General features: G+C 35.3%; 16 protein-coding genes. 7 read left to right on the top strand and 9 right to left on the bottom strand.

The genetic code is table 11. The annotated features are described in order from the left end of the window. The first annotated feature begins 214 nt into the window (after nucleotides 1-214). Both MY04_RS17370 and MY04_RS17365 read left to right on the top strand, forming a co-directional pair. Nucleotides 215-2,983, top strand: a complete 2,769-nt coding sequence (locus tag MY04_RS17370) for a TonB-dependent receptor (RefSeq protein ID WP_084005941.1) — start codon at nucleotides 215-217, stop codon at nucleotides 2,981-2,983. 50 nt (nucleotides 2,984-3,033) lie between these two features. After that, nucleotides 3,034-4,245, top strand: a complete 1,212-nt coding sequence (locus MY04_RS17365; RefSeq protein ID WP_066211755.1) for a hypothetical protein — start codon at nucleotides 3,034-3,036, stop codon at nucleotides 4,243-4,245. Nucleotides 4,246-4,554: 309 nt separating this feature from the next. Here the strand turns inward: MY04_RS17365 and MY04_RS17360 are convergent, their stop codons facing one another. Then, entirely contained in the window at nucleotides 4,555-5,526 is a 972-nt protein-coding gene (locus MY04_RS17360; protein ID WP_066211753.1) for an ROK family protein, read from the bottom strand. 278 nt (nucleotides 5,527-5,804) lie between these two features. On the opposite strand from MY04_RS17360, the gene MY04_RS17355 reads away from it, so the two are divergent. The 5 genes from MY04_RS17355 to aspS all read left to right on the top strand — a co-directional run bounded on the left by MY04_RS17355 (nucleotide 5,805) and on the right by aspS (nucleotide 12,641). Next, nucleotides 5,805-7,325 (top strand): hypothetical protein, encoded by a 1,521-nt coding sequence (locus MY04_RS17355; RefSeq protein ID WP_066211751.1) that lies wholly within the window; start codon nucleotides 5,805-5,807, stop codon nucleotides 7,323-7,325. A gap of 5 nt (nucleotides 7,326-7,330) precedes the next feature. Then, nucleotides 7,331-8,422, top strand: a complete 1,092-nt coding sequence (locus tag MY04_RS17350) for an ROK family protein (RefSeq protein WP_066211750.1) — start codon at nucleotides 7,331-7,333, stop codon at nucleotides 8,420-8,422. Nucleotides 8,423-8,931: 509 nt separating this feature from the next. Then, nucleotides 8,932-9,837, top strand: a complete 906-nt coding sequence (locus MY04_RS17345; protein ID WP_066211747.1) for a glutamate--tRNA ligase family protein — start codon at nucleotides 8,932-8,934, stop codon at nucleotides 9,835-9,837. A 240-nt stretch (nucleotides 9,838-10,077) separates the two neighbouring features. Continuing rightward, the gene (locus MY04_RS17340) at nucleotides 10,078-10,605 is read left to right on the top strand and encodes a hypothetical protein (RefSeq protein WP_158297748.1); all 528 of its coding nucleotides are present in this window, start codon (nucleotides 10,078-10,080) and stop codon (nucleotides 10,603-10,605) included. 278 nt (nucleotides 10,606-10,883) lie between these two features. Further along, the gene (gene aspS, locus MY04_RS17335; protein WP_066211742.1) at nucleotides 10,884-12,641 is read left to right on the top strand and encodes an aspartate--tRNA ligase; all 1,758 of its coding nucleotides are present in this window, start codon (nucleotides 10,884-10,886) and stop codon (nucleotides 12,639-12,641) included. A gap of 423 nt (nucleotides 12,642-13,064) precedes the next feature. Here aspS and MY04_RS17330 read toward each other — a convergent pair whose 3' ends face one another. From MY04_RS17330 to MY04_RS17295, 8 genes are all read right to left on the bottom strand, one after another. Continuing rightward, on the bottom strand, nucleotides 13,065-14,456 hold the full coding sequence (locus MY04_RS17330) for a leucine-rich repeat domain-containing protein (protein WP_066211739.1): 1,392 nt from the start codon (nucleotides 14,454-14,456) through the stop codon (nucleotides 13,065-13,067). A 297-nt stretch (nucleotides 14,457-14,753) separates the two neighbouring features. Further along, complete coding sequence (locus tag MY04_RS17325; RefSeq protein ID WP_066211738.1) at nucleotides 14,754-15,746, bottom strand: M28 family peptidase; 993 nt, start codon at nucleotides 15,744-15,746, stop codon at nucleotides 14,754-14,756. 144 nt (nucleotides 15,747-15,890) lie between these two features. After that, nucleotides 15,891-16,328, bottom strand: coding sequence for a hypothetical protein (locus tag MY04_RS17320; protein WP_066211736.1), 438 nt, complete (start codon nucleotides 16,326-16,328; stop codon nucleotides 15,891-15,893). Nucleotides 16,329-16,453: 125 nt separating this feature from the next. Next, nucleotides 16,454-17,767, bottom strand: coding sequence for a ribosome biogenesis GTPase Der (gene der, locus MY04_RS17315; protein WP_066211734.1), 1,314 nt, complete (start codon nucleotides 17,765-17,767; stop codon nucleotides 16,454-16,456). A 20-nt stretch (nucleotides 17,768-17,787) separates the two neighbouring features. Continuing rightward, on the bottom strand, nucleotides 17,788-18,702 hold the full coding sequence (locus MY04_RS17310; protein WP_066211732.1) for a lytic transglycosylase domain-containing protein: 915 nt from the start codon (nucleotides 18,700-18,702) through the stop codon (nucleotides 17,788-17,790). Between the two features lie 377 nt (nucleotides 18,703-19,079). Continuing rightward, a complete protein-coding gene (locus tag MY04_RS17305; RefSeq protein WP_084005940.1) occupies nucleotides 19,080-19,814 on the bottom strand; it encodes a TIGR00730 family Rossman fold protein in 735 nt (244 codons plus the stop codon). Nucleotides 19,815-19,822: 8 nt separating this feature from the next. Continuing rightward, nucleotides 19,823-21,619 carry a hypothetical protein gene (locus MY04_RS17300; protein WP_066211728.1) on the bottom strand — a complete coding sequence of 599 codons (1,797 nt, stop codon included), beginning with the start codon at nucleotides 21,617-21,619 and terminating at the stop codon, nucleotides 19,823-19,825. A gap of 71 nt (nucleotides 21,620-21,690) precedes the next feature. Beyond that, a complete protein-coding gene (locus MY04_RS17295; protein ID WP_066211725.1) occupies nucleotides 21,691-22,494 on the bottom strand; it encodes an alpha/beta fold hydrolase in 804 nt (267 codons plus the stop codon). Nucleotides 22,495-22,532 lie beyond the last annotated feature (38 nt).

The raw sequence follows: 22,532 nt of genomic DNA, 5'->3' as shown, positions 1-22,532 counted from the left end.
CTTTTCAAAGAATTGAAATTTAAGACACACACTTATATATTAACATTGATTATTTAAAATACCTTACTATTCCCGAATTGCTTTTCAGTAATATTAACTTATTCATATTTCTGTAACAACAAGAGGATTTCAATTCATCATTTGTTCTTTTTTCTGCTAAGTCCACGAAATATTTACCCTCTACTTTTGCATCAGTTAAAAACAACAAACCAAGATGAAAACTTTTAACCTACTAGTTTTATTATCAATCATAACTAGCATTCAACTTCATGCCCAATCCGTAATATCGGGTATGGTGAAGGATGCTGACACTGGCGAAGAAATAATTGGTGCCAGTGTAATCATCAAAGGCACAACAAAAGGTGCCTCATCTGACATCTACGGAAAATTTTCTTTTCAAGTTGAGTCTGGTACTCACGAAATTATCGCTTCTTTTCTTGGTTATAAGGCGTCTAGCAAGACAGTAAGCATAAACGCTAACGGAAATGCAGAAGTGATTTTCAATTTAGCCATTGATGCACAAGAGTTAGAAGCTGTTGAGATTGTTGGTAAAGCCAACAAAGAAAGTGCACAAGCTTTAATGGTTGAGCGTAAGAACGCCGATATCATGATAGAATCTATTGGTGCTGAAGAAATGTCTGTAAAAGGTGTTTCTGATGTAGAAGGTGCCATGACAAAAATGACTGGTGTGGCTAAAGTAAGAGGAAAAGGACTTTATGTAAGAGGTCTTGGAGATCGTTACAACATCGCAACCATGAACGGACTTCCTGTTCCTTCTACCAATCCCGATTTAAAGGTTATCCCATTATCAATTTTTCCAACTGACTTAGTTAAAAACATAGGTGTCTCTAAAACGGCAACTCCAGAATTATATGGTGATTTCGCTGGTGCAAACATTGACATTACGCTTAAAGATTATCCTGATGATGCTTTCTTTACAATAGGGATTTCAGGAGCATACAACACTTTAGCTTCATTCAATGACTTCAAAACGCATAAAGACGGACAGTACGAAGCGTTTGGATTCAATGGAGATGCTAGACAAAGACCTGAAGGAGGTGTACCTACAATTACTCCAAATGGAGAACCAGGTAATTTTAATACATCATGGTCGCCAACTACAATAAACGCTCCGATGAACTTAGGTTTAAATGCATCTGGTGGTAAATCTTGGAATATTGGTGATGAAAGTGTTTTTGGTATAATCGGATCATTAGCTCACAGTAATAAATATGAGTACAGAGATGGTCGCTTTGCCGCTTACAATGCACAAGCCACTCCATATGTAGATTATGATCGTGAAGAGTGGATCTACTCTACAAATACTTCTGCTTTATTAAACTTCACATTTGAATTAAATAGCAGACATAAATTCAAGTTAAATAATATCGTTGTCAACGAGTCTTTCAACTCAGTGGATGAAAACTACGGATACAACAACGACTTGGATACTGAAACATTATTCGCTAGAAGAAATACATATCTTCAAAATACCATCTTTGTCAATCAGTTTTCTGGTGATCACAAATTCATGGAAAATGATCGATTGAATTTTACTTGGGGTGTTTCTAGAACAGAAACTATCTCTCAAGAACCTGATAGAAGACAACTATTATTCTCTGATAGATCTGTTGATGGTAAGGAAGTCAACTTATTCTCCCGTAATGCATTTGATAATCATCGTTATTGGGGTGAAATGAATGAAGTGGAATATGCTGCTAGAACAGATGTTTCCATTGGATTAGGTACTTTTGATACAAACAACGACAACTTCAGAAGTACTTTAAGGTTCGGATATCAAATGAAATCTAAAACGAGAGATTTTGAGTGGTTCCAAACTAACATTAGATCAAGTAGTGCAGTTGTAAGGGGTATTAACTCGGAGGATCCAAACGATAGAATCAACGAATGGATTCAAAATGAAACAATCAACTATTCTCCTTTTACTATTCCTAATAACTATTTCCAAGCTAAAATGGATGTGCATTCCTTCTATACTGGCTACGATTATGATATCATGCCAAGTAAGTTAAAGATGAATGTAGGCTTAAGAACAGAGATTGGTGAACAGTATGTGATGTACAAAATGCAAGGTGATTTAATTGCTGATCCATATAGAGAAGACAGTTATGCATCTGTAGAATTCTTGCCATCATTCAATTTAAAATACTCACTTGATGACCGATCGAACATGAGATTCGCCGCTAGTAAAACAATTACTAGACCTGGTATGAGAGAATTAATTCCTTTCGAATATCAAACAGTTGTAGGTGGTGAAGCAATTATCGGTAACCCGAACTTAAAAAATGCTCAGAATTACAATGTGGATTTGAAATACGAAATCTTCCCTAATTCAGGAGAATTGTTCTCAGTAGGTTTATTCGGTAAGTACTTGGATAATCCAATTGAAAAAGTAGCTAGACCATCTGCAGGTAACGTCTACTCTTTCGATAACATTGGAACAGCAACGGTCGCAGGTATCGAAATTGAATTCGAAAAGTCTTTAGGAAGCATTTTCAATAATGGTTCTGAAGCTTTAGAAAGAACAACTGTTGGCATGAACGGTACATTTATGTACTCTCAAATGACGATCGCTGACGATATCAATACGATTGTTACCAACCGTCAGAGAGCTTTACAAGGTGCTTCTCCTTATATACTTAATGCTAATGTGGGGTATCAACAAGATTGGGGCAATGATGATATCAACTCCATTTTCACTTTGACTTACACTACTTTTGGCGATAGAATCTTCGCAGCAGGTGCTATGGGAGCTGGAGATATCTACGAAAAATCATTCGGTACTTTAGACCTAATAGTTAGAAATAAAATCAAGGATGCATTAAGCTTTAATGTATCAGCTAAAAACTTATTAAACCCTTCTATCGAGCGATATCAAAAATTTGAAGGAGGGACAACAAAACAAGTTTCATCTTATCAATTAGGTATGGAACTAGGTATAGGACTGTCTTATACATTCTAATCAAAGAAATTCATTTTTAAGTCAATTAATCAAAACCATTCAATCAAAAAATGAAAAATTTAGTACACAAATTCGCAGCTATCTCAATGTTAGCATCTGTTCTTGTTGCTTGTAACAACGACGAAACAACAGAAGGACCATCACAAAGTGAAGGGGAAATTCTTGAAGCAAAATTGACAGAACAACAACCTATTGCTATCGATGGTGAAGCAACAGGATGGACTCCAGGTGACTGGGCTGTAGCTGTAGATTTTCCTGGTACTGATGTATCTGACGTAACTGAAGACAATGCTGACGGTACTCTTCCAAGAGACATTAGCGAAGATCTTACTTTAGAAGCAAACTCTACATGGATTCTTTCTGGTGGTGTTCACGTTAGAAACGGAGCTACATTAACAATCAAACCTGGTGTACGTGTTGTAGATCTTGAAGGTGAAGATGTTGCTTACCTAATGGTAGAACAAGGTGCTAAAATCGAAGCAAACGGTACAGCAGAAAACATGATTGTTTTCACTTCTCAAGATCAAGTTCCAGGTTCATGGGGTGGTATTATCATCAATGGATATGCTCCAATTAACGTAGAAGGTGGTAAAGCACATCCGGAAGTAGGTACTGGTATTGATGGTGAAGAACTTTGGTACGGTGGTGATAACGCTACTGATGACTCTGGTTCATTATCATACATTCGTTTGGAGTTCGGTGGTAACGAGATTACTACTGACAAAGAGCACAACGGTTTCACATTTAATGGTGTTGGTAACCAAACTGAATGTCATCACTTACAAGCTCACAAAGGTGACGACGACGGATTCGAATGGTTCGGTGGTACAGCGAATGCATCATTCTTAGTTTCTACTGATAACAAAGATGATCAATTTGACTGGACAGAAGGTTGGACTGGTACTTTGGAAAATGCTTACGCTCACGTAGCAGAAGGTTGTGACCGTGGTTTCGAAGGCGACAATAACGCTCAAAACCATGAGGCTACTCCTTTCTCTCATCCAACATTGAAAAACATTACTGTAATTGCTGAAGAAAACGGTTCTGACTCTCAAGGTTTCAAAATCCGTGTAGGTTCTAAAGTAACTATGGACAATGTAATCGTTAAAGGTTTCCCTACAGGTGTATCAATCGAGCACGATGTGACATTGAAACACGTAGACAACACTTACAACGGTGATGCAAATGACTTTACTGTTACTAACTTGAATGTATCTGAGTCTGCAGATAAAGACATCGAATACAAAGCTTCAAGACAGTAATCTTATATAAAAAATTCTTGGTTTGAGGTGGTCCAAGCTTAACTTCTTAAGGGAGGATCACCTATTCTTTCCAACTTAGAAATGAAAAATTAAATTATAGTTTAACTCACATCTACTTTCTGATACTATAAAGACATTGCTTGATATACATCCCTAGTATATCATTCAATACTAAAACAAATCCAATATCACGAAAAGCCTTTTCTTAATAAGATAAGGCTTTTTTGTTGTATCAGTTTTTAATAAAAATAGGCATACAAAAAAGCCCATCAATTGCTTGATGGGCTTCATATATATAAAAGCTACTAATTAAGCTTTTTGAAGTTTTTCGTATTCTTGCCAAGCTAATGCTGAAGAACCTAAAATTGCTGTGTTATCACCTTCTAGGTTAGAAACTACTAATCTAGTTTTACCTTTGAACAATGATAAACAATTTTCTTCCATTGCTGCACGAGTTGGCTCTGTGATGTACTCACCTGCAGAAGCTAATCCACCAAACAATACAATTGCCTCAGGGCTAAAGATTGCGATAGTATCTGCTAATGCTTTACCTAAAATTTCGCCAGTTACATCAAAAGCTTCTTTAGCTAGAGCATCTCCATCTTCAGCAGCATCAAAAATATCTTTAGCTGTCAATTGTTCGAAAGTTTTACCAGATAGTAAACTGTTTCCGTTGTTATCAGCAAGTAATTCGAACATTGTACGTTTGATACCAGTTGCAGAAACATACGTTTCTAAACAACCTCTACGACCACAACCACAAATTCTACCGTCTTCAACCACATTAATGTGACCAAGTTCACCAGCAAAACCATCGTGACCATATAATAAATCGCCATTTACAATAATACCAGAACCTAAACCAGTACCTAAAGTAACTACGATAAAGTTTTTCATACCTTGAGCAACACCAAACTTCATTTCGCCAAGTGCAGCTGCATTAGCATCGTTTGTAATTGCAACAGGTACTTTAAAGTGATCTTGCATTAAGTCAGCAATGGCAACTTCTTCACCCCAACCTTTAAGGTTTACTGCCTTCTCAATTTTACCATTGTAGTAGTTCGCATTCGGTGCACCGATACCAACTGCTACCATGTCGATTTCACCAGCTTTAGACTTTAAATCGTCTACAGTAGCGAAAACATTTTTCAAGAAATTATCAAATGGTTCGTCCGCTCCAGTTGGAATGTGAGTACTTACTAAACATTTACCGTGACGATCTACGAAACCGATCTTAGTATTCGTTCCTCCCACATCAATTCCTAAAGTAACTGCTGTCATTTTCAAAATATTTATATCGTTAGTGTTATTTTTTTTGTTGATTTTTCAATCGCGTCGGAAGTTGATCAAACTTTTTTAAAATAGAAATGATTTTCATTATAAAAGTTATTAATGCCTTAATTTTTTTAATAGATCATTACACTTTTCGAATATTGTAACCTTTATTAACGAACAATTGAGTATTTTCTATGATTATAATCAGATAGCATCTTAACCTACTACTACATTATATTCTCTGATTATCAATGAAAAAAATTATTACTCATTTCTATCACACTATGACATTAAAACGATTACTACTATCATTACTATCCATATCAATTATTTTCTGTTTATCTACTTGTAAAAAAGGAAAACCTACCTCAAAATTAACCTTCAATAAAAAGAATAAGATAAATCACGATTTTAAAGGATTCGGTATTCAATGGTCTACCTATCAGCATGCTGATGCGCCAGGAGATTCGTGGGGGTTCCTAATGAAAGACAGTAGTCGATGGAACCTGATGTTCGAAAGACTTCAACACATGAAACCTTCTATTATTCGAATTATTGACAATGCAGAAGATCGATATTTTAGAGGTTTAGATCCTAAAGGAAAGCCAATAGTGAGCTACAATAGGCATGAAATGCATGCCTTATATAAGATTCTTGATTTCTGTCAGCAGAATAGTATTCAAGTAATTCTTGGAGAATGGAACCCACCTTGGCAAATGCAAAATGGAAATGAGCATTTATGGACAGAGATGATTGCCGATTATATGTATCATTTGGTGAGGGTGAAACGCTATTCCTGCATCAAATACTTTACTTTGGTAAATGCCCCCAACACCTATAAAGCCAAAAACCAAGGGGATTACGATGTATGGAAAAATTGGGTGATAGGCTTGGAGAACGAGTTTTCAAAATATCACCTCAACAAATATGTAACAATTATGGGCCCTAGCAGCGATCCTACATGGGACATGCCTCTAAAAACATTAAAAGGAAAAGATTGGCTAGCACAAAGCAATGAAGATCTAAAAGAAACAATCGGGGCTTTTGATGTTCATGCTTTTTTAGATGAAGAAGCTGTTATTGATGGAAGAACTGAAGACTTCCTACACTTGAACCCAAATGAGATTCAAAATTTACATGGGCCTTTATTCATTTCCGAATTGGGTATAAAACCTATGGGTGATGTGCTAAAAGATGGAAGAAGCAGTCGACTTTCTCAACCCAAAGTATTTGATGAGGAATATGCAGAATTAACTACTCTAGCTTGTATGGATTTGCTTCAGGTTGGTGTCGATGGTATCGTGGCTTGGTATTTAGACGATGCAATGTACACTGAAGCAAACGATGGAAATACTGAACAGATTATGCGTTGGGGAATGTGGAATAGTTTGGGAGATACTTTGTATCATGATCCCTCAGAATTAAAGATTCGTCCTTGGTATTATACATGGTCTTTATTATCTAGCAACATTCAAAAAGGTAGTACGATTGTACAAATTAATAACAATAATCATCAAAATATCAATGCCGTAGGTGTTGTAAATGCAAGGAATGAATATGTAATTTTGCTGTCGAATTCTACGTCAGAAGAACAAATTATTGAAATTGACTTCACGGAAGGTTTGGATAATGAGGAATTTTACTGTGTTCGTATGAATCATAAGAAAAAATCTGATGGGAATTCAATCATATTACCAAAAAATGATGACATTGAATTGGTAGATAACCGATCTTTGTTAGTAAGGTTGTCCAACAAAGAAATGAAACTGATTACTTCAGGAGAATTTTTATATTCTTTTAAATAATTACTATGTCCATAACAGATAAAAAACAAATCGTCCTAACCCTAGATGCTGGGGGAACTAATTTTGTATTCTCTGCCATGCAAGGCGGAAAAATGATCGTTGATCCTTATAGACTACCTTCAAACGGTGATAATCTAGAACAAAGCTTACAAAACATTCTTACTGGTTTTAATCACGTTGTAGAACAACTTGGTGATAGAAAACCAGAAGCAATTTCATTCGCATTTCCAGGTCCTGCTGATTACCCTAACGGTATTATTGGCGACTTACAAAACCTTCCTGGTTATCGAGGTGGAGTAGCTTTAGGACCAATGTTAGAAGAAAAATTCGGTATCCCTGCATTTATCAATAACGATGGCGATTTATTTGCTTACGGTGAAGCAATCGGTGGTTTACTTCCACAAATTAATGCTAAGCTAAAAGCCAATGGAAGCGAAAAAGAATATAAAAATGTGATCGGCATTACACTTGGAACTGGTCTAGGTGGCGGTGTCGTTTCTAACAATAAATTACATATTGGCGATAACTCAATGGGAGGTGAAATCTGGTTGATGCCTTCTAAAGTTTTAGACCATGTAAATGCTGAGGAAGCTTCTTGTATTAGAGCAATCCAAAGATTCTACAAAGAATTCTCTGGTGTTGATAATGCAGAACTAACGCCAAAAGACATCTTCGAAATCGCAAAAGGCGAACAAGAAGGTGATGCTGCATCAGCGAAAAAAGCATTCGATACATTAGGCGAAAACCTAGGAGACGTTCTTTGTACTTTAGCAACAACGGTAGATGCTATTGTTGTTATCGGAGGAGGTCTTTCTGGAGCCTCAGAATTATTCATGCCTGCTACTCTAGCAGAGATGAAATCAAAATATAAATCGGGAACTGACCGATTGGTTATGGAAGTATTTGACCTTACTTCTGAAGACGAAACTGAAAAGTTTGTAACAAATAACCAACTGGAAATCAAGGTTCCATTTACAGAAAAAACTGTAAAATACGATGCTTCTCCTAAAATTGGTGTAGGTATTTCTGCATTAGGAACTAGTGAAGCTATTTCACTTGGAGCATACGCATTTGCTGTGGATCAATTAGAAAATTAAGAACTAATTTGATCTCATAACATTTTACACTATCGAAATAATTCATTGTACTATTCTAATAATTATAGGATGTAACAATGTTTCGATAGTGTATTTTTTTGTTTATTTTCTACCTTGCAGTAAGACAATTGATCTTTATCCCACTAATTTTAACACCCTTTAGAGAAAATAAATTGTCACTCGTTGTTATTAATCTGTCTACAACATACAGAACTTTATTTAACCTTGATAAAACTTTTAAATTATGGAATTACTTGCTTGTGTTTTCGTACTAACGATAGTTTTCATGGGCACCTATCGTTTGATGACTAAGTCATCTTCGAATCAGTCCAATTTATCCTAATTAAATGTTCCACACTCTAAATTCACTTCTTTACTAATTTTATTTCTTCCTAAAAAAAAAATTCTAAGTATGATCTTAAACACAAAAATTAAGATCATACTTTTCTTTTTTTATTGAATTAAGTGCATTTTTGAGCTCAGTTTTAATCGTCTAAAGAAATATATCAATGCGTACCAGATTTGCTCCAACACCATCAGGTTATTTACATATAGGTAATGCCTATTCTTTTTTACTCACGTGGATTCTTGCACGTCAGTCTGAAGGTGGTGAAATTCTTTTACGAATTGATGATATCGACTCCACTCGTGCACGTGACGAGTACATTGAAGATATTTTTGAAACAATCGATTGGCTAGGTATCGATTATGATAATGGTCCTTTTAGTGTAGATGATTTTAAGAAAAACTGGACGCAAGAACTAAGAATTCATCGCTATCAAAGAGCATTTGATATTTTAAAAGAACAAGGCGATTTATTTGCTTGTACGTGTTCTCGTAAAGAGATCTACGAACAATCTGAATCTGGTATTTATACTGGTAAATGCAGAGATTTAAATCTCCCATTCGATACCCAAGATGCTGCTATCAGAGTGAAGACTTCTGAAGTACCCGTAATTTTAGAAGATCTATTTATTGGTGATGTTGCTATTGATTTAGAACAAACTATGAAAGACTTTGTCATCCGAAGAAAAGATGGCTTGTTTGCTTATCAATTGGCCTCATTAATTGATGATGAAGACGATGGGATCGATTTCATAGTGAGAGGAGAAGACCTTGTTGAATCTACAGCAGCTCAAATATTTCTTGGTAACAAACTAGAACTTGATAATTTCGAAAATGTCGAGTTTTTACATCATCCACTTCTTGTAGATGAAAAAGGTGAAAAGTTGTCGAAATCAAATGGTTCGGATGCCATAAAAACACTTAGAGAACAAGGTATGACTCCTGAAGAAGTGTATAGTGGTTTTGCTGAGTTTTATTTAGGAGAAGAAGTCAATATCACTAACATTGAACAACTGTTAGAAATTAATTTTATTGAAGAAGAAGGCGATGAGGATTGGGATGAAGAATAAAAACTTCCCTAATTAACCTAAAAACGACTACATTAACATACATTAATTATTATTTTATAATAACAATGGTCACCAAAAAGACCAATAAAGCATTTTAACTTTGTAGTATAGCTTTACGATACAACTAATTTTCGATTAAGCCTCCTTTTACATTTTATTCAGATTATCCTTCTATCTTTTATTGATTAACATTCGAAGTGTAAAAGCCAATAACCAAACTCGCATTAACCTAATATTGAGATGAGCTACAATATAAAACACATACACAGTCATAAAAAAGGGAATGTTGTCACCATATACTTGCCTAATTTCTGCTTGAACCAATTGTCCAAGGAAACTACCGTTCAAATAATCGACATTTTAGAGAGAGTCAACAAAGATGATCATGTTAATATGGTGGTATTTAGAACAGTACAGGAAAATTTTTTCTTACCAAAATTTTCTTTAGAGGAAGCTCCTATTATTTCTGATAGCATTATGAACAGTGATTATTTTATTAATTTAAAAGATATGATCCACAGTATGAGAGCAATGACTGTCTCTGTAATTGAGGGAGCAACTAATAAAATTGGCTCTTCATTTATAAAAGCAAGTGATTTATCTTATGCCACAGAATCAACAGTTTTCTCTAATGGTATGAATATTGATGGTAACCAATTATTTACTGCTGAAAAGGCAGAAGAAAATGGAATTATCACAAGGATGATTCCTGAAGATAAAATTGATTTAACCCTAGATTATCTAGGTCATACTTACGAAAGTGAGTAACTATATATTTTGAATTTTAACTACTAATAATACAAGTGCCCCTCATTTTTAATGAGATTAGAGGCACTTTTTTTTGGCCTTCAGATTTTTAAAAAAGTAGGTAATATTTATAAAGAGATTGCATTACTCTAGATTTCACTAAGAAATTCTCAAAAAAATAGAAAAATACTTCAAAATCAGTAAAAAGGATAGGTAAATCTTTTCGTAGTGAGAGTACAACTCCTTATTTTTGCGATCAGTTATTTTGAACAAGAGACTAAATTAAAATTATATATAAAATGCTTAGAACGCATAACTGCGGAGAACTCCGTGAAAGCCATATTGGGCAAACTGTAACTTTAAGCGGTTGGGCACAAGCTATCCGTGATAAAGGTGGTTTAATTTGGATCGATATCCGTGACCGTTACGGTATCACTCAATTAGTAATCGAAGACGATGGTAATGCTGACGCTGCCTTGTTGGAACAAGCTAGAAAAGTTGGTCGTGAGTTCGTACTTAAGGCGACTGGTGAAGTGATCGAACGTGCTGCGAAAAACCCAAATATCCCAACTGGTAACATCGAAATGCGTTTGAGCGAGTTGACGATCTTAAATGAGGCACAAACTCCTCCATTCAAAATCGAAGACGAAACAGATGGTGGCGATGAACTTCGTATGAAGTACCGTTACTTGGATATCCGTCGTAACCCAGTTCGTGAGAAATTGGTATTGCGTCATAAAATCGCTCAAGAAGTAAGAAGATATTTATCAGATCAAGAGTTTATCGAAGTAGAAACTCCTGTATTGATTAAATCTACTCCAGAGGGTGCACGTGACTTCCTAGTTCCTTCAAGAATGAACCCAGGTGAGTTCTATGCACTTCCTCAATCACCTCAAACATTTAAGCAATTATTGATGGTCGGTGGTATGGACCGCTACTTCCAAATTGTAAAGTGTTTCCGTGATGAAGACCTTCGTGCGGATCGCCAGCCAGAGTTTACTCAAATAGACTGCGAAATGGCGTTTGTTGAGCGTGAAGACATCTTACAAAACTTCGAAGGAATGATGCGTCACCTTTTCAAAATGGTGAAAGACATCGAACTTCCTACGTTCCCAAGAATGGAATATGCAGATGCCATGCGTGATTATGGTTCAGACAAGCCGGATACTCGTTTCGAGATGAAGTTTGTCTACCTTAATGAATTAACACAAAATAAAGGATTCAAAATATTCGATGCTGCTGAGGTAGTCTTAGGTATCTGTGCTAAAGGTGCTGCTTCATATACGCGTAAGCAATTAGACGAATTAACGAAGTGGGTACAACGTCCACAAATCGGTGCTAAAGGTCTAGTTTATGTGAAATGTAACGAAGATGGTTCATTCAAATCTTCAGTAGATAAATTCTACTCTCAAGAAGACTTGAAAGCATGGGCTGAAAAAGCAGGTGCTGAAGCAGGCGACTTACTATTAGTATTATCTGGTGAACTAGATACTACACGTAAGCAAATGTGTGAGCTTCGTTTAGAAATGGGTAATCGTTTAGGCCTTAAGGATCCATTCAACTACTCTCCTCTTTGGGTGGTGAACTTCCCAATGTTCGAGAAAGACGAAGAAACTGGTCATTACCACGCAATGCACCACCCATTCACATCAGTACTTCCTGAAGATGCTGAGATCTTGAAAAACGATCGTTACAATGCTCGTGCTAACGCATACGACATGGTCATCAACGGTGTTGAAGTTGGTGGTGGTTCTATCCGTATCCACGATAAATCAGATCAAGCAGACATGTTCGACGCACTTGGCTTCACTGCTGAGGAAGCTCAAGAACAATTCGGCTTCTTGATGAACGCTTTCGAATACGGTGCACCTCCTCACGGTGGTATTGCATTAGGTTTCGACCGTCTTTGTTCTCTATTCGGTGGCGTAGAGTCTATCCGTGACTTCATCGCATTCCCTAAGAACACATCAGGAAGAGACGTAATGATCGAATCTCCATCTCCAGCTGACGCTCAGCAATTGGGTGATTTGAGCATTAAACTTGACATAAAGGAGTAAGTTGGGGTTTCCACTTGCTTAGTTATAGATGAAAGGCTTCCTTTTAAAAAAAGGGAGCCTTTTTTTAAGTTAAAAGTGAAAAATGAAAAGTGAAAAACGTAGTTAGTTGAGCAGTACGTGTACCATTTTGCCCTTCGCTCTTCACTTTTCCCTTTTCACTCTTCACTAATAAGGCAAACCATCCAACGATGATTTGCCCTACATTTATATCAATTACCCATAAAAAACGATAAGCTATCCCCACTAACCACGTTTTTCATTTTTAACTTTTAATTTTTCATTTACTCCCTTTCACTCTTCACTAAAAAAGGCAAACCTCACAACGATGATTTGCCCTACATTTATATCAATTACCCATAAAAAACGATAAGCCAGCCCTACTAACTACGTTTTTCATTTTTACTTTTAATTTTTCATTTCCAATTAATTTGTTGGAAGAGTCGATTTATCGAAATCTCTTGGTAAAGTGATGTATTTAAACTTTTTCCATTTTACAACTTCGTCAGGAAGTGTTTTAATAGGATTTCCATTTAGATCAAATTTCCATAATTCGTTAAGGTTCACCAACTCTTTTGAAATACTCGTTAATTGATTTTCACTAAGGTCTATCTGTTCGACTACCTTCAACTGATATAGTTCAACAGGTAATGAACTTATTTTATTCCTAGCTGCATCTAGGTTTGATAATTTTGACAATGATCCGATTCCTGCAGGTAATGACGTTAGTTTGTTAGCCCTTATATTCAATACCTCAAGGTTTTTGAGTTGTCCAATTTTATTTGAAATGTTTTCTATTTCATTAAATGATACAATAAATTTTTTGAGATTAATTAGGTTATAAACTTCATCGGGAATTGCTTGTACTTTATTTGCAGACATATACAATTTTTCTAGTGAGGTTAATTGTCCAAATTCTTTAGGCATCACCTCAATTTGATTAGCAAAAACATACATCGTTTTTAAGTTCTTTAATTGCCCAAGCCCTTTAGGAAAATAAGGTATTTTATTTAATTGAATATATAAACCTTCCAATTGGGTTAACTTACTTATATCTGGAAATGAAGAAAGTTCACATTCGGAACAACTTAAAAATCTTAAGTTATTTAGCTGACCAATTTCATTAGGTAAAGTAACCAACTTATTGTTACTGATATTTAGGTCTTCCAGTTTATTTGATTGTTTGATATTGGAAGGTATCTTGGTGAATTTATTTTTTGATAAGTTTAAGTATTTCAAATTTTCTATCTCTAAAACCACCAAAGGAAAAGTAGCGAAATTATTCATCCACAAATCCAATTTCCTTAAATTTTTTAATTTATTGATTTCATTTGGGAGTTGAGATAATTCATTTTTCGTTAAAATTAATTCCTCTAAATTCTCTAAATTTCCAATTTGAGCAGGTAGTTGTAAAATTCTATTATAAGCTAATTCTAACTTTACTATAGATTTCATCTGTCCAATGTTATTCGGAATTCTTGTCAACAGATTATATTTAAGATCTAGGTGCTTTAAATTTTTTAGTTGAGTTACTTCTAATGGAAATTGGGTAAGCTTATTACTACTTAAATCTAAGTGTTCAATTGATTGAAAATAGACAAGTTCTTTTGGAAAGGTTTTCTCTTTTCCAAGTGGTAGATTCAAATAAATCAACTTTCCATCCTCAATCTTATATTTATACTTATTCAGTTGTATACCGTACTTACTATCAAGAAGAGATATAAATTCCTCTGGGGTAAGTGATGATGTAGGCGTTTGCCCATATCCTTTTTGGGTTGTAAAAAATATTAGTGTAATAAAAAGAAGTAGAAGTCTCATAAAAAATCAATTAGTTTTAAAAAGTTGAATAAACCACAAAAAGTAAACCACCAATAAATGACTACTCCTTTATTAATATCAAATACTCTTTAAAAACGAAAAACCAGCCTTACTAATCACGTTTTTCATTTTTAACTTTTAATTTTTCATTTACTCCCTTTCACTCTTCACTAAAAAAGGCAAACCACCCAACGATGATTTGCCCTCCATTTATATCAAATACCCATAAAAAACGATAAGTCAGACCTACTAACCACGTTTTTCATTTTTAACTTTTAATTTTTCATTTCCCCAAAACTATTCGTTGTAAAGCACCTGCAACAAGGTCACACCAACTGCTTCCAACGATTTTTTATCAATCGCGTCCATGTTGTCATTGTGAGTGTGCCAGTGTTTGAAGAACGTTTGAGCACCGCTTGGGTCAAGATCTATAATATCGATCATAGGGATTTTAGCAATCTCGTTTACATAAAGGTGATCGTCTGTTAACTGAGGTCCTTTTTGGTCCACGAACATACTTCCATAGCCTTTACGTTGAGCTGTTTTCCACACTTTCTTTACAATTCTAGGAGCGAAATACATCGATACTCCTTCTTTTAAGAAGGTAGGATTTTTAGCTCCAACCATATCCAATAAGATACCATAATATGCAGAATAACCTTCTTTATGAGGATTAGCTGCCCAATGTTTTGATCCTAAACAGTAACCCGAATCACCCGATTGATCTTCTTCGAACGCAGGGCGACCGTAGTCTTCCACATCAAACAAAATGATATCTACACCAACTTTGGGTTTGTCCGGGCTGTTGGCAATTGCTCTTGCAACTTCTAGAAGAACACCTACACCACTACCACCGTCATTTGCTCCTAAAATTGGTTCATGTTGTCTTGATTTATCATCATCTTGATCAGCTACCTGACGAGTGTCCCAATGTGCTGCCAATATAATTCTAGTTTGAGCTTCTGGATTAATGCTACCGATAATATTGGTACCGTTTAAAGCGGTTCCATCATAGGCATAAACCGTCATTTTTTGTTCAGTTACCTCCGCTCCATGTCTTGCCAATTCGTTTGCTAGATATGCACCACACATATCATGAGCCATTGTATTGGGAACTCTTGGACCAAAATCAACTTGCTTTTGTACATATGTATATGCAGAATCAGCATTAAATGTTGGGATAGGTTTGTCCTTTACGGCTGCTGATGAAGTTTCAGTACTTGAAGATGCAGCTCCTCCACAAGAAAATAAGAAAAGTCCGCAAATTGCTGCGATAAACAAATGTTTCATTATTATCAGTTTTATAAAAAAGTCTTTTAATCTAAAATCACACGTTAGATTAGATTCGTCAAATTACCAAGTTGTTTGATAGAAAAACATCAATTTTCCTATGACAAGGGTAAATGCTAGCATTAAAGCAGCTGCAATATAAAATTAATGAAGATAGATATTAAATTTTACTGTTTGATTTTCCTCAATTGTAAACATTTTAGTTACCTGAAACTCATTTCTAAATAATGAATTTTCGGATAAATGTACTTTACTATCATCAACTGCTCTATGTGGATGAAGTGCTACATTTAACTCATAAGCTCCTGGCTCTAAGTCAACAATATGATTGGAATTAATAGAAATTTTCTCACCTGTATTTAATTTTGTCAGTGTAATTTCTTTGTAAGAGTTATGCATGTTTGAACTCTTGGGTATTGCTAATTTAATATGAACACTATTTGTTGAATCGGAGAATAATTTTTTCTCTTTAATAGAATAGTTATCATAACCATGTTTTTCAATAGGAACAAATTCGTCTTCCTTATGAACATCACAACTAACAAATAGTAGAGAGAAAAATATGATGAAGAGATATTTCATGAAATGATGATTGATATATATAGTATAAACGAGAACAGCGTTTTACAGTTGATTTAAAATAAAAAAGCAGACTGTATTTATGTTAATAATTACAGTCTGCTATCTATTAAGAAATATTTCTCTGATTATTTCTCTTTGAATACAATACCCATCGGTACTCCTTCAAAACCAAAATGCTCTCTGATTTTGTTTTCGATAAACGATTTGTAAGGGCCTTTCACGTGTCTTGGGTAATTCGAGAAGAACGCAAATACCGGTGTGTGAATTGGCAACTGAGTAATGTATTTAATTTTAATGTGGTGACCACGGTGTGCTGGAGGTGGACGTCTTTCAATTTCTCTACCGATAATCTCATTCAAAGCAGAAGTCATTACTTTCATCTTACGATTTTCGTAGACCTCAATGGCTTTATCGATTACTTTAGAGATACGTTGTTTTTCCAATACCGAAGTTGTGATAATCGGAATATAAGCTGCACCACCTAAACGCTCTTGAATTTTCTTCTCGAACTCTCTAGCAGTGTTGGTATCCTTTTCGATAAGGTCCCACTTATTCACCATAATCACAATACCTTTTTTGTTTTTGATGGCCAAATTGATAATACTCAAATCTTGAGATTCGATACCTCTTGTTGCATCTAAAACAGCGATACAGACATCTGATCTTTCGATGGCTTTAATGGTTCTCATTACAGAGTAGAACTCCACGTTCTCCATTGCTTTTGCCTTTCTTCTAAGACCTGCTGTATCTGTTAAGATAAACTCTTTACCAAATGCGTTGTATTTCGCATCTACAGCATCACGAGTTGTACCTGCAATATCTGTTACGATACTTCTTTCTTTATTCAAAAGAAGGTTCGTTAAAGACGATTTACCTACGTTTGGTCTACCGATAACAGCGATTCTTGGAATTGCTTCTTCTTCTTCGTCCTCATCTTCAGGGAAGTTAGAAACTACTTCATCCAATAGATCACCCGTACCAAAACCAGATGCTGAAGCAATTGCCATTGGCTCGCCCATACCAAGTTCATAGAACTCGTAAGCATGCATTGCTTTTTCTCCTGTATCTGCTTTGTTGGCTACTAGGTATATTGGTTTTTTACTTCTTCTAAGTAATTTACCAAACTCTCTATCCAAATCTGTTAAACCTGTTTCAACATCAACAACGAATAACAGAACCGTAGATTCCTCGATAGCAATTTCTACTTGCTCACGAATTGCTTCTTCGAATGTATCTTCAGAACCTACAACATATCCACCTGTATCTACTACAGTGAATGATTTTCCCGTCCATTCGGCCTGTCCATAGTGTCGGTCACGTGTTACACCGCTCTCATTATCCATGATCGCGTCACGACGTTCTACCAAACGATTAAATAAAGTAGATTTACCAACGTTTGGTCTACCTACAATTGCGACTAAATTTGCACTCTTCTTCATTGAGAATTTTCCTTTCTTCCTTACTCCGACTGTGGTAAGGTAATTACATACGACTTTCCTTTTCTAACGGTTAATTTATTTTGTCTTAACCAAGGATTGTGTCTCTTTAATATTTTATAGTTAACGCCTTCTTGTTTGGCAAATTCTGCCAAATTCGAAATCGTTTTAGTAACGGTTACCGTTCTTGTCTTTTCCTGATTATATAATTGATGCGTTGACAACTCAAAATTATATTTCTTAGGTTCAGACATAATCTCCTTAAGCGCTAAGATACGGAATACATATCTTGATGTCTCTTGATTCAATAAAAGATCGTAGTAATTATCTACTTTTTGATCTTTCATCCCTTTCAAGATGCCAGTTACGCCTCTGTTATAAGCAGCTGCAGCTAAGGTCCAAGTACCCAAACGGTTCTTTGCCTTCATTAAATACTCACAAGCAGCATGTGTCGCTTTTTCCACATGATACCTTTCATCTACCTCTTTGGTTACAGTTAAACCATACTCTCGAGCAGTACTTGGCATGAATTGCCAAAAACCCGCTGCTCCAGAACCTGATCTAGCAGTTAACATCAAATCCGATTCGATAATACATAAATATTTAAAGTCTGAAGGCACCCCCTCTTCTTTTAAAATTTTATCGATCATAGGTAGCCATCTTTGTGCTCTTTTTAAAACTAAGATGGTATGTGAATGCCAATAAGAGTTCACATACATTTCTCGATCAAAACGCTCTATTATGTCTTCTTCATCCAAAGGCACTTTCTCTCCTGCGAATTCAAAATCTTTAGGAAGATCAAGTTCATAACTGAATTGCTCTCCTTCAGAAACAATTACTTTTTCAATAATTCTTTCGTTAGGGGAAACAACATGAAAAACATACGTAAGCAGACCTGCGGTAACAAGTCCCAAAACAAACCACAAAAACGATTTCATGAATGGTATTTATAACAAATTAGTACAAAGGTCGGGTTATTTATTATTAAGATCTGAATATAAACGCATTAGTTAACAAATAAGCATCAAAGAATATGTGATTTTCTGATTTAATCTATAAATCATCTCACTATCTTTCATTTACAGAATAATTAAAAGTAATTATTAGCTAACTAATCAACATTATTAGCGACTTATTTTATATTCAGATCATTCAACACCTAAGTCATTGAACCTAGGTGAATATCAAATTACTTAAGCCTAAAACTCTGGTAATTAAATCTTAGAAATATCACCTTATCTTTCTTTTATATAAAAAAGAAAAACACCTCAATCGATCAATTGAGGTGTCAAATATAGTTTGTATTTTTTTCTTTTTAGAAATTTGGTGATAATAAATACTTCCCATAGAAGTCTTCGATAATTTTTACCGCTTCTTTTGGAGTATCTACAAGGTGAATAAGGTCCAAATCACCTGCACTAATATTATTTTCTTTTTCCAATAAAGTACTCTTAATCCAGTCCATTAAACCCTGCCAATAATCAATACCCACTAACACAATTGGGAAGCGACCAATTTTCTTGGTTTGAATTAATGTGTAAGCCTCAAATAACTCGTCTAAAGTGCCTAAACCTCCAGGCATCACCACAAAACCTTGAGAGTATTTTACGAACATTACTTTTCTTACGAAGAAGTAATCAAAGTTCAGCATTTTGTCTCTATCAATATATGGATTACCGTCCTGTTCAAAAGGAAGTACAATATTTAAACCTACAGATTTACCGCCAGCATCATGGGCACCTTTATTACCTGCTTCCATAATACCAGGACCACCTCCTGTAATGACACCATAACCGTGTTCTACTAACAATCGGGCTACCTCTTCTGTCATTTTGTAGTATTTGTGATCCGGTGATGTTCTTGCAGATCCAAAAATAGATACACAAGGTCCTATTTTCGCAAGTTTGTCAAAACCATCTACAAACTCAGCCATCACTTTAAAGATCACCCATGAGTTCGCACTTTTTATTTCTGCCCAATCTTTTTTCTCAAAGGCTTCTTTTATACGTTCTACTTCTTCTTCGTTGATTTTATTTTTCTTCTCTGCCATATATGTGTTTATTTAAATTGAATCATATTGTTTTTATCGGTTTCAAGAGGTGCTGCTCTTTTAAATGCTTCTTTTTGATGTAATTCTTCTTCATCTAAATAAGCTTCATGATCCACCTCATCCAAAGCATTTAATGCCTTGATATACTTTTCCTTGTCTATTGCATTCATTTGAGGTTCTTGATAAGTGAACTTAAAGTAAGAACTTCCTGTATATTTTCCTCTAGGTGTAATTACACCTTCTAATGCCTTAACGCTCTCGAAAAGTGTCTTGCTTCCTTCAAAAGTTTTAAGATCTTCCTTTTTGATCCACAACGGAAGATCCTCGTAAATTAAAGAGCCATTACCCCAAATATAAAATGCGGATTTTGGAATATTCTTATTATCATAATCTATGGTTCGACCGTCTACTTTAGCATCAATTAATCGTTTTAAAGAAAGTGGATGATTAGAAAAAGCTACGGCATTGCCAAGTACAGTATAATAAGGGAACTCAATTCTATTAAATGCCTCACCGAAAATTGTTGGTAAAAGTTCCTCTACCCCAATATAGCCGATTGCGAAACCTCTATATTTTAACTCTGAAAAACGTTCTAAGGTTTGCACTTCGACAAGCGCATTTAACTGTCTTAATTGTTCTGATGCTAATGCAGGATTATCTGTTTTTATCAACATCACTTCTGAGTTTTTCCCTTTAAGTTCTCCAGAAATTAATTTCACCCAAGCCGCTTCGTTTCCTATCCAGCTATCAAAAACATCTTCTATCTTAATTTTTAAACGGTTTTCTAAATTTTTCCAGGGCTGAATACCTGCTGCCTCTAGTAAAGACCTCCTTTTTTGTATCTGATTGGATAATCCCCAATGTGCCCCAATACTTACATTTTCAGGTAGGGTAGTCATTAAGTCTTTAGTAGTTATTACTCCAGACCAAGACCACCAAATCGGTTCTAATTTTGTAGAATGATTGATTGGTTTCACCACACTAATCAGTTCATCATTTTCCAACTTCCATAACCAATGTTGCTCACCTAATACTCTGCCGAGTCCCATTAAAGCCACTTGCGGTTCTTTAAAATATTCTTCAAATAAAGAGTAGACAGAAATAGGGTTCATCCATAATTCAAACAGCGAATCTTCAGAAAAAGTTTTTGAAGACAATATTCTGGTATCTACTCCCGAGGTGATAGAAGCATACGATTTTTTAATAATTTCTTGATGAGTAGAAAAAACCAATAAGTTATTGTAAGTAAAATAATACCCTACATTATTCTTTCCTTTTCTAAGTACAGTAATATTCCCCTCACGATCTCCTAGTTGTGCTAAAGTGAATTTTCTACTGATAATAAAACGAAGATGATCTGTCAATTTTGACTTCCATCCCAAATCTATGGCTCCAAGGTAGGCTGTTCCTTCTTTTTCTGTTTGATATACAGCACCTACTCCCTTATAATCTGATAATAAGAATTGCACAAAAGAGTTGGTTCCCCATTCATTCTCCCAAAGTTGCCTTTTGCTCTTCGAAAGAGAATTTGATATCACATCATTCCAAGTGGATTCTCTAAGATTCTTCCAAGATTCCATCAAATGTTCTGAACCGACTACTATTCCTGCACCTGATGGGACTGCTGACCAAAGTGAGGTAGTTTGTAAAGAATTTGACCAAATAAAAAATCCACCAAAAAGAAATATCAGTATAAATAATAATATGTATTTCTTTTTAGATTTTTTCTGAGGTACATTTTCTACCAAAGAGGCAGACTCATTTTTATTGGTTGGTGTATCCAGGTTTTCTTTAGTTTCTGACATATAGTTGATGCATCACCTACAAATAACCACTTATTTTCTAGGTCTTTACAGCACGTTAGATTGGTTTAACTCTATTTTGGTTTATCTAATTTATCCGCAGTATCTACCACTAAATTGATTACAATTTCAGGGTCTGTGAAAGGAAAGATATGTCCTTTTTTCTCTAATATAACAGTTGACAAAGGAGCTGTCCAATGTTTTTTGACAAATTCCATATTTCCGAATGGAACAATACTATCTTTTTTGCCATGTACCATAATAGTTGGGGTGATAATTTTCTTCCAGTCTTGTTCTACCTTTTTCAATGCTGCTGCATGATGTGCTTTTTCGTCAGTCGCTACTTTTAATGATGAAGATAGCATACCATAAATCACTTTACTTTGTGCCCAGCGAGAATACCATTTCATCGGTTCTAATTCGGCACTCATGGCAGGAGCCAACATGATAAGTTGAGTTATTTTTTCTTTTGATGATAAACAAGCATGAGCTGCAATTGGGCCTCCATAGGAATGTCCTATCAATATAAATTCTTGCTCCTCTTCGGTGGCGTTCTGCCAATCTTCCATTACTTGATGTATACTTTGAGCATGTAGAGCTATCGATGAATATTCTGTTCCAGACGCACTTCCGTATCCTAAACGATCGATAGAAAGTACATTTCCTTTCGATCTAATTTTTTCGTCTTTCAAAAACTTACCAAAATCAGAAGCACTCCCCGGGGCTCCATGTATAAAAACAAAAGTCCGCTTTGATGGTTTGGATGATGGAACTGAGAGATAATTTATCGTAAGACTATCCATTTGAGCATGTCTCACTTTCATATCTACACCATCTTTAGCATATTCTTTTTCTAATTTCTTCCACTTTTTGTCCATCGATGTACTACATGAGCTGAGCAATAAAAAACTTTGGA

Origin of the sequence: Flammeovirga sp. MY04 (genome assembly GCF_001682195.2) — a bacterium.
GTDB lineage: Bacteria > Bacteroidota > Bacteroidia > Cytophagales > Flammeovirgaceae > Flammeovirga > Flammeovirga yaeyamensis.
The sequence above is the reverse complement of the archived record's forward strand: the minus strand, read 5'-3'. Positions and strand labels throughout refer to the sequence as shown.

Excerpts from the sequence above, each read along its gene's own strand:
- MY04_RS17370 (WP_084005941.1), top strand. The coding sequence starts at position 215 with ATGAAAACTTTTAACCTACTAGTTTTATTATCAATCATAACTAGCATT.
- MY04_RS17365 (WP_066211755.1), top strand. The coding sequence starts at position 3,034 with ATGAAAAATTTAGTACACAAATTCGCAGCTATCTCAATGTTAGCATCT.
- MY04_RS17360 (WP_066211753.1), bottom strand. The coding sequence starts at position 5,526 with ATGACAGCAGTTACTTTAGGAATTGATGTGGGAGGAACGAATACTAAG.
- MY04_RS17355 (WP_066211751.1), top strand. The coding sequence starts at position 5,805 with ATGACATTAAAACGATTACTACTATCATTACTATCCATATCAATTATT.
- MY04_RS17350 (WP_066211750.1), top strand. The coding sequence starts at position 7,331 with ATGTCCATAACAGATAAAAAACAAATCGTCCTAACCCTAGATGCTGGG.
- MY04_RS17345 (WP_066211747.1), top strand. The coding sequence starts at position 8,932 with ATGCGTACCAGATTTGCTCCAACACCATCAGGTTATTTACATATAGGT.
- MY04_RS17340 (WP_158297748.1), top strand. The coding sequence starts at position 10,078 with ATGAGCTACAATATAAAACACATACACAGTCATAAAAAAGGGAATGTT.
- aspS (WP_066211742.1), top strand. The coding sequence starts at position 10,884 with ATGCTTAGAACGCATAACTGCGGAGAACTCCGTGAAAGCCATATTGGG.
- MY04_RS17330 (WP_066211739.1), bottom strand. The coding sequence starts at position 14,456 with ATGAGACTTCTACTTCTTTTTATTACACTAATATTTTTTACAACCCAA.
- MY04_RS17325 (WP_066211738.1), bottom strand. The coding sequence starts at position 15,746 with ATGAAACATTTGTTTATCGCAGCAATTTGCGGACTTTTCTTATTTTCT.
- MY04_RS17320 (WP_066211736.1), bottom strand. The coding sequence starts at position 16,328 with ATGAAATATCTCTTCATCATATTTTTCTCTCTACTATTTGTTAGTTGT.
- der (WP_066211734.1), bottom strand. The coding sequence starts at position 17,767 with ATGAAGAAGAGTGCAAATTTAGTCGCAATTGTAGGTAGACCAAACGTT.
- MY04_RS17310 (WP_066211732.1), bottom strand. The coding sequence starts at position 18,702 with ATGAAATCGTTTTTGTGGTTTGTTTTGGGACTTGTTACCGCAGGTCTG.
- MY04_RS17305 (WP_084005940.1), bottom strand. The coding sequence starts at position 19,814 with ATGGCAGAGAAGAAAAATAAAATCAACGAAGAAGAAGTAGAACGTATA.
- MY04_RS17300 (WP_066211728.1), bottom strand. The coding sequence starts at position 21,619 with ATGTCAGAAACTAAAGAAAACCTGGATACACCAACCAATAAAAATGAG.
- MY04_RS17295 (WP_066211725.1), bottom strand. The coding sequence starts at position 22,494 with ATGGACAAAAAGTGGAAGAAATTAGAAAAAGAATATGCTAAAGATGGT.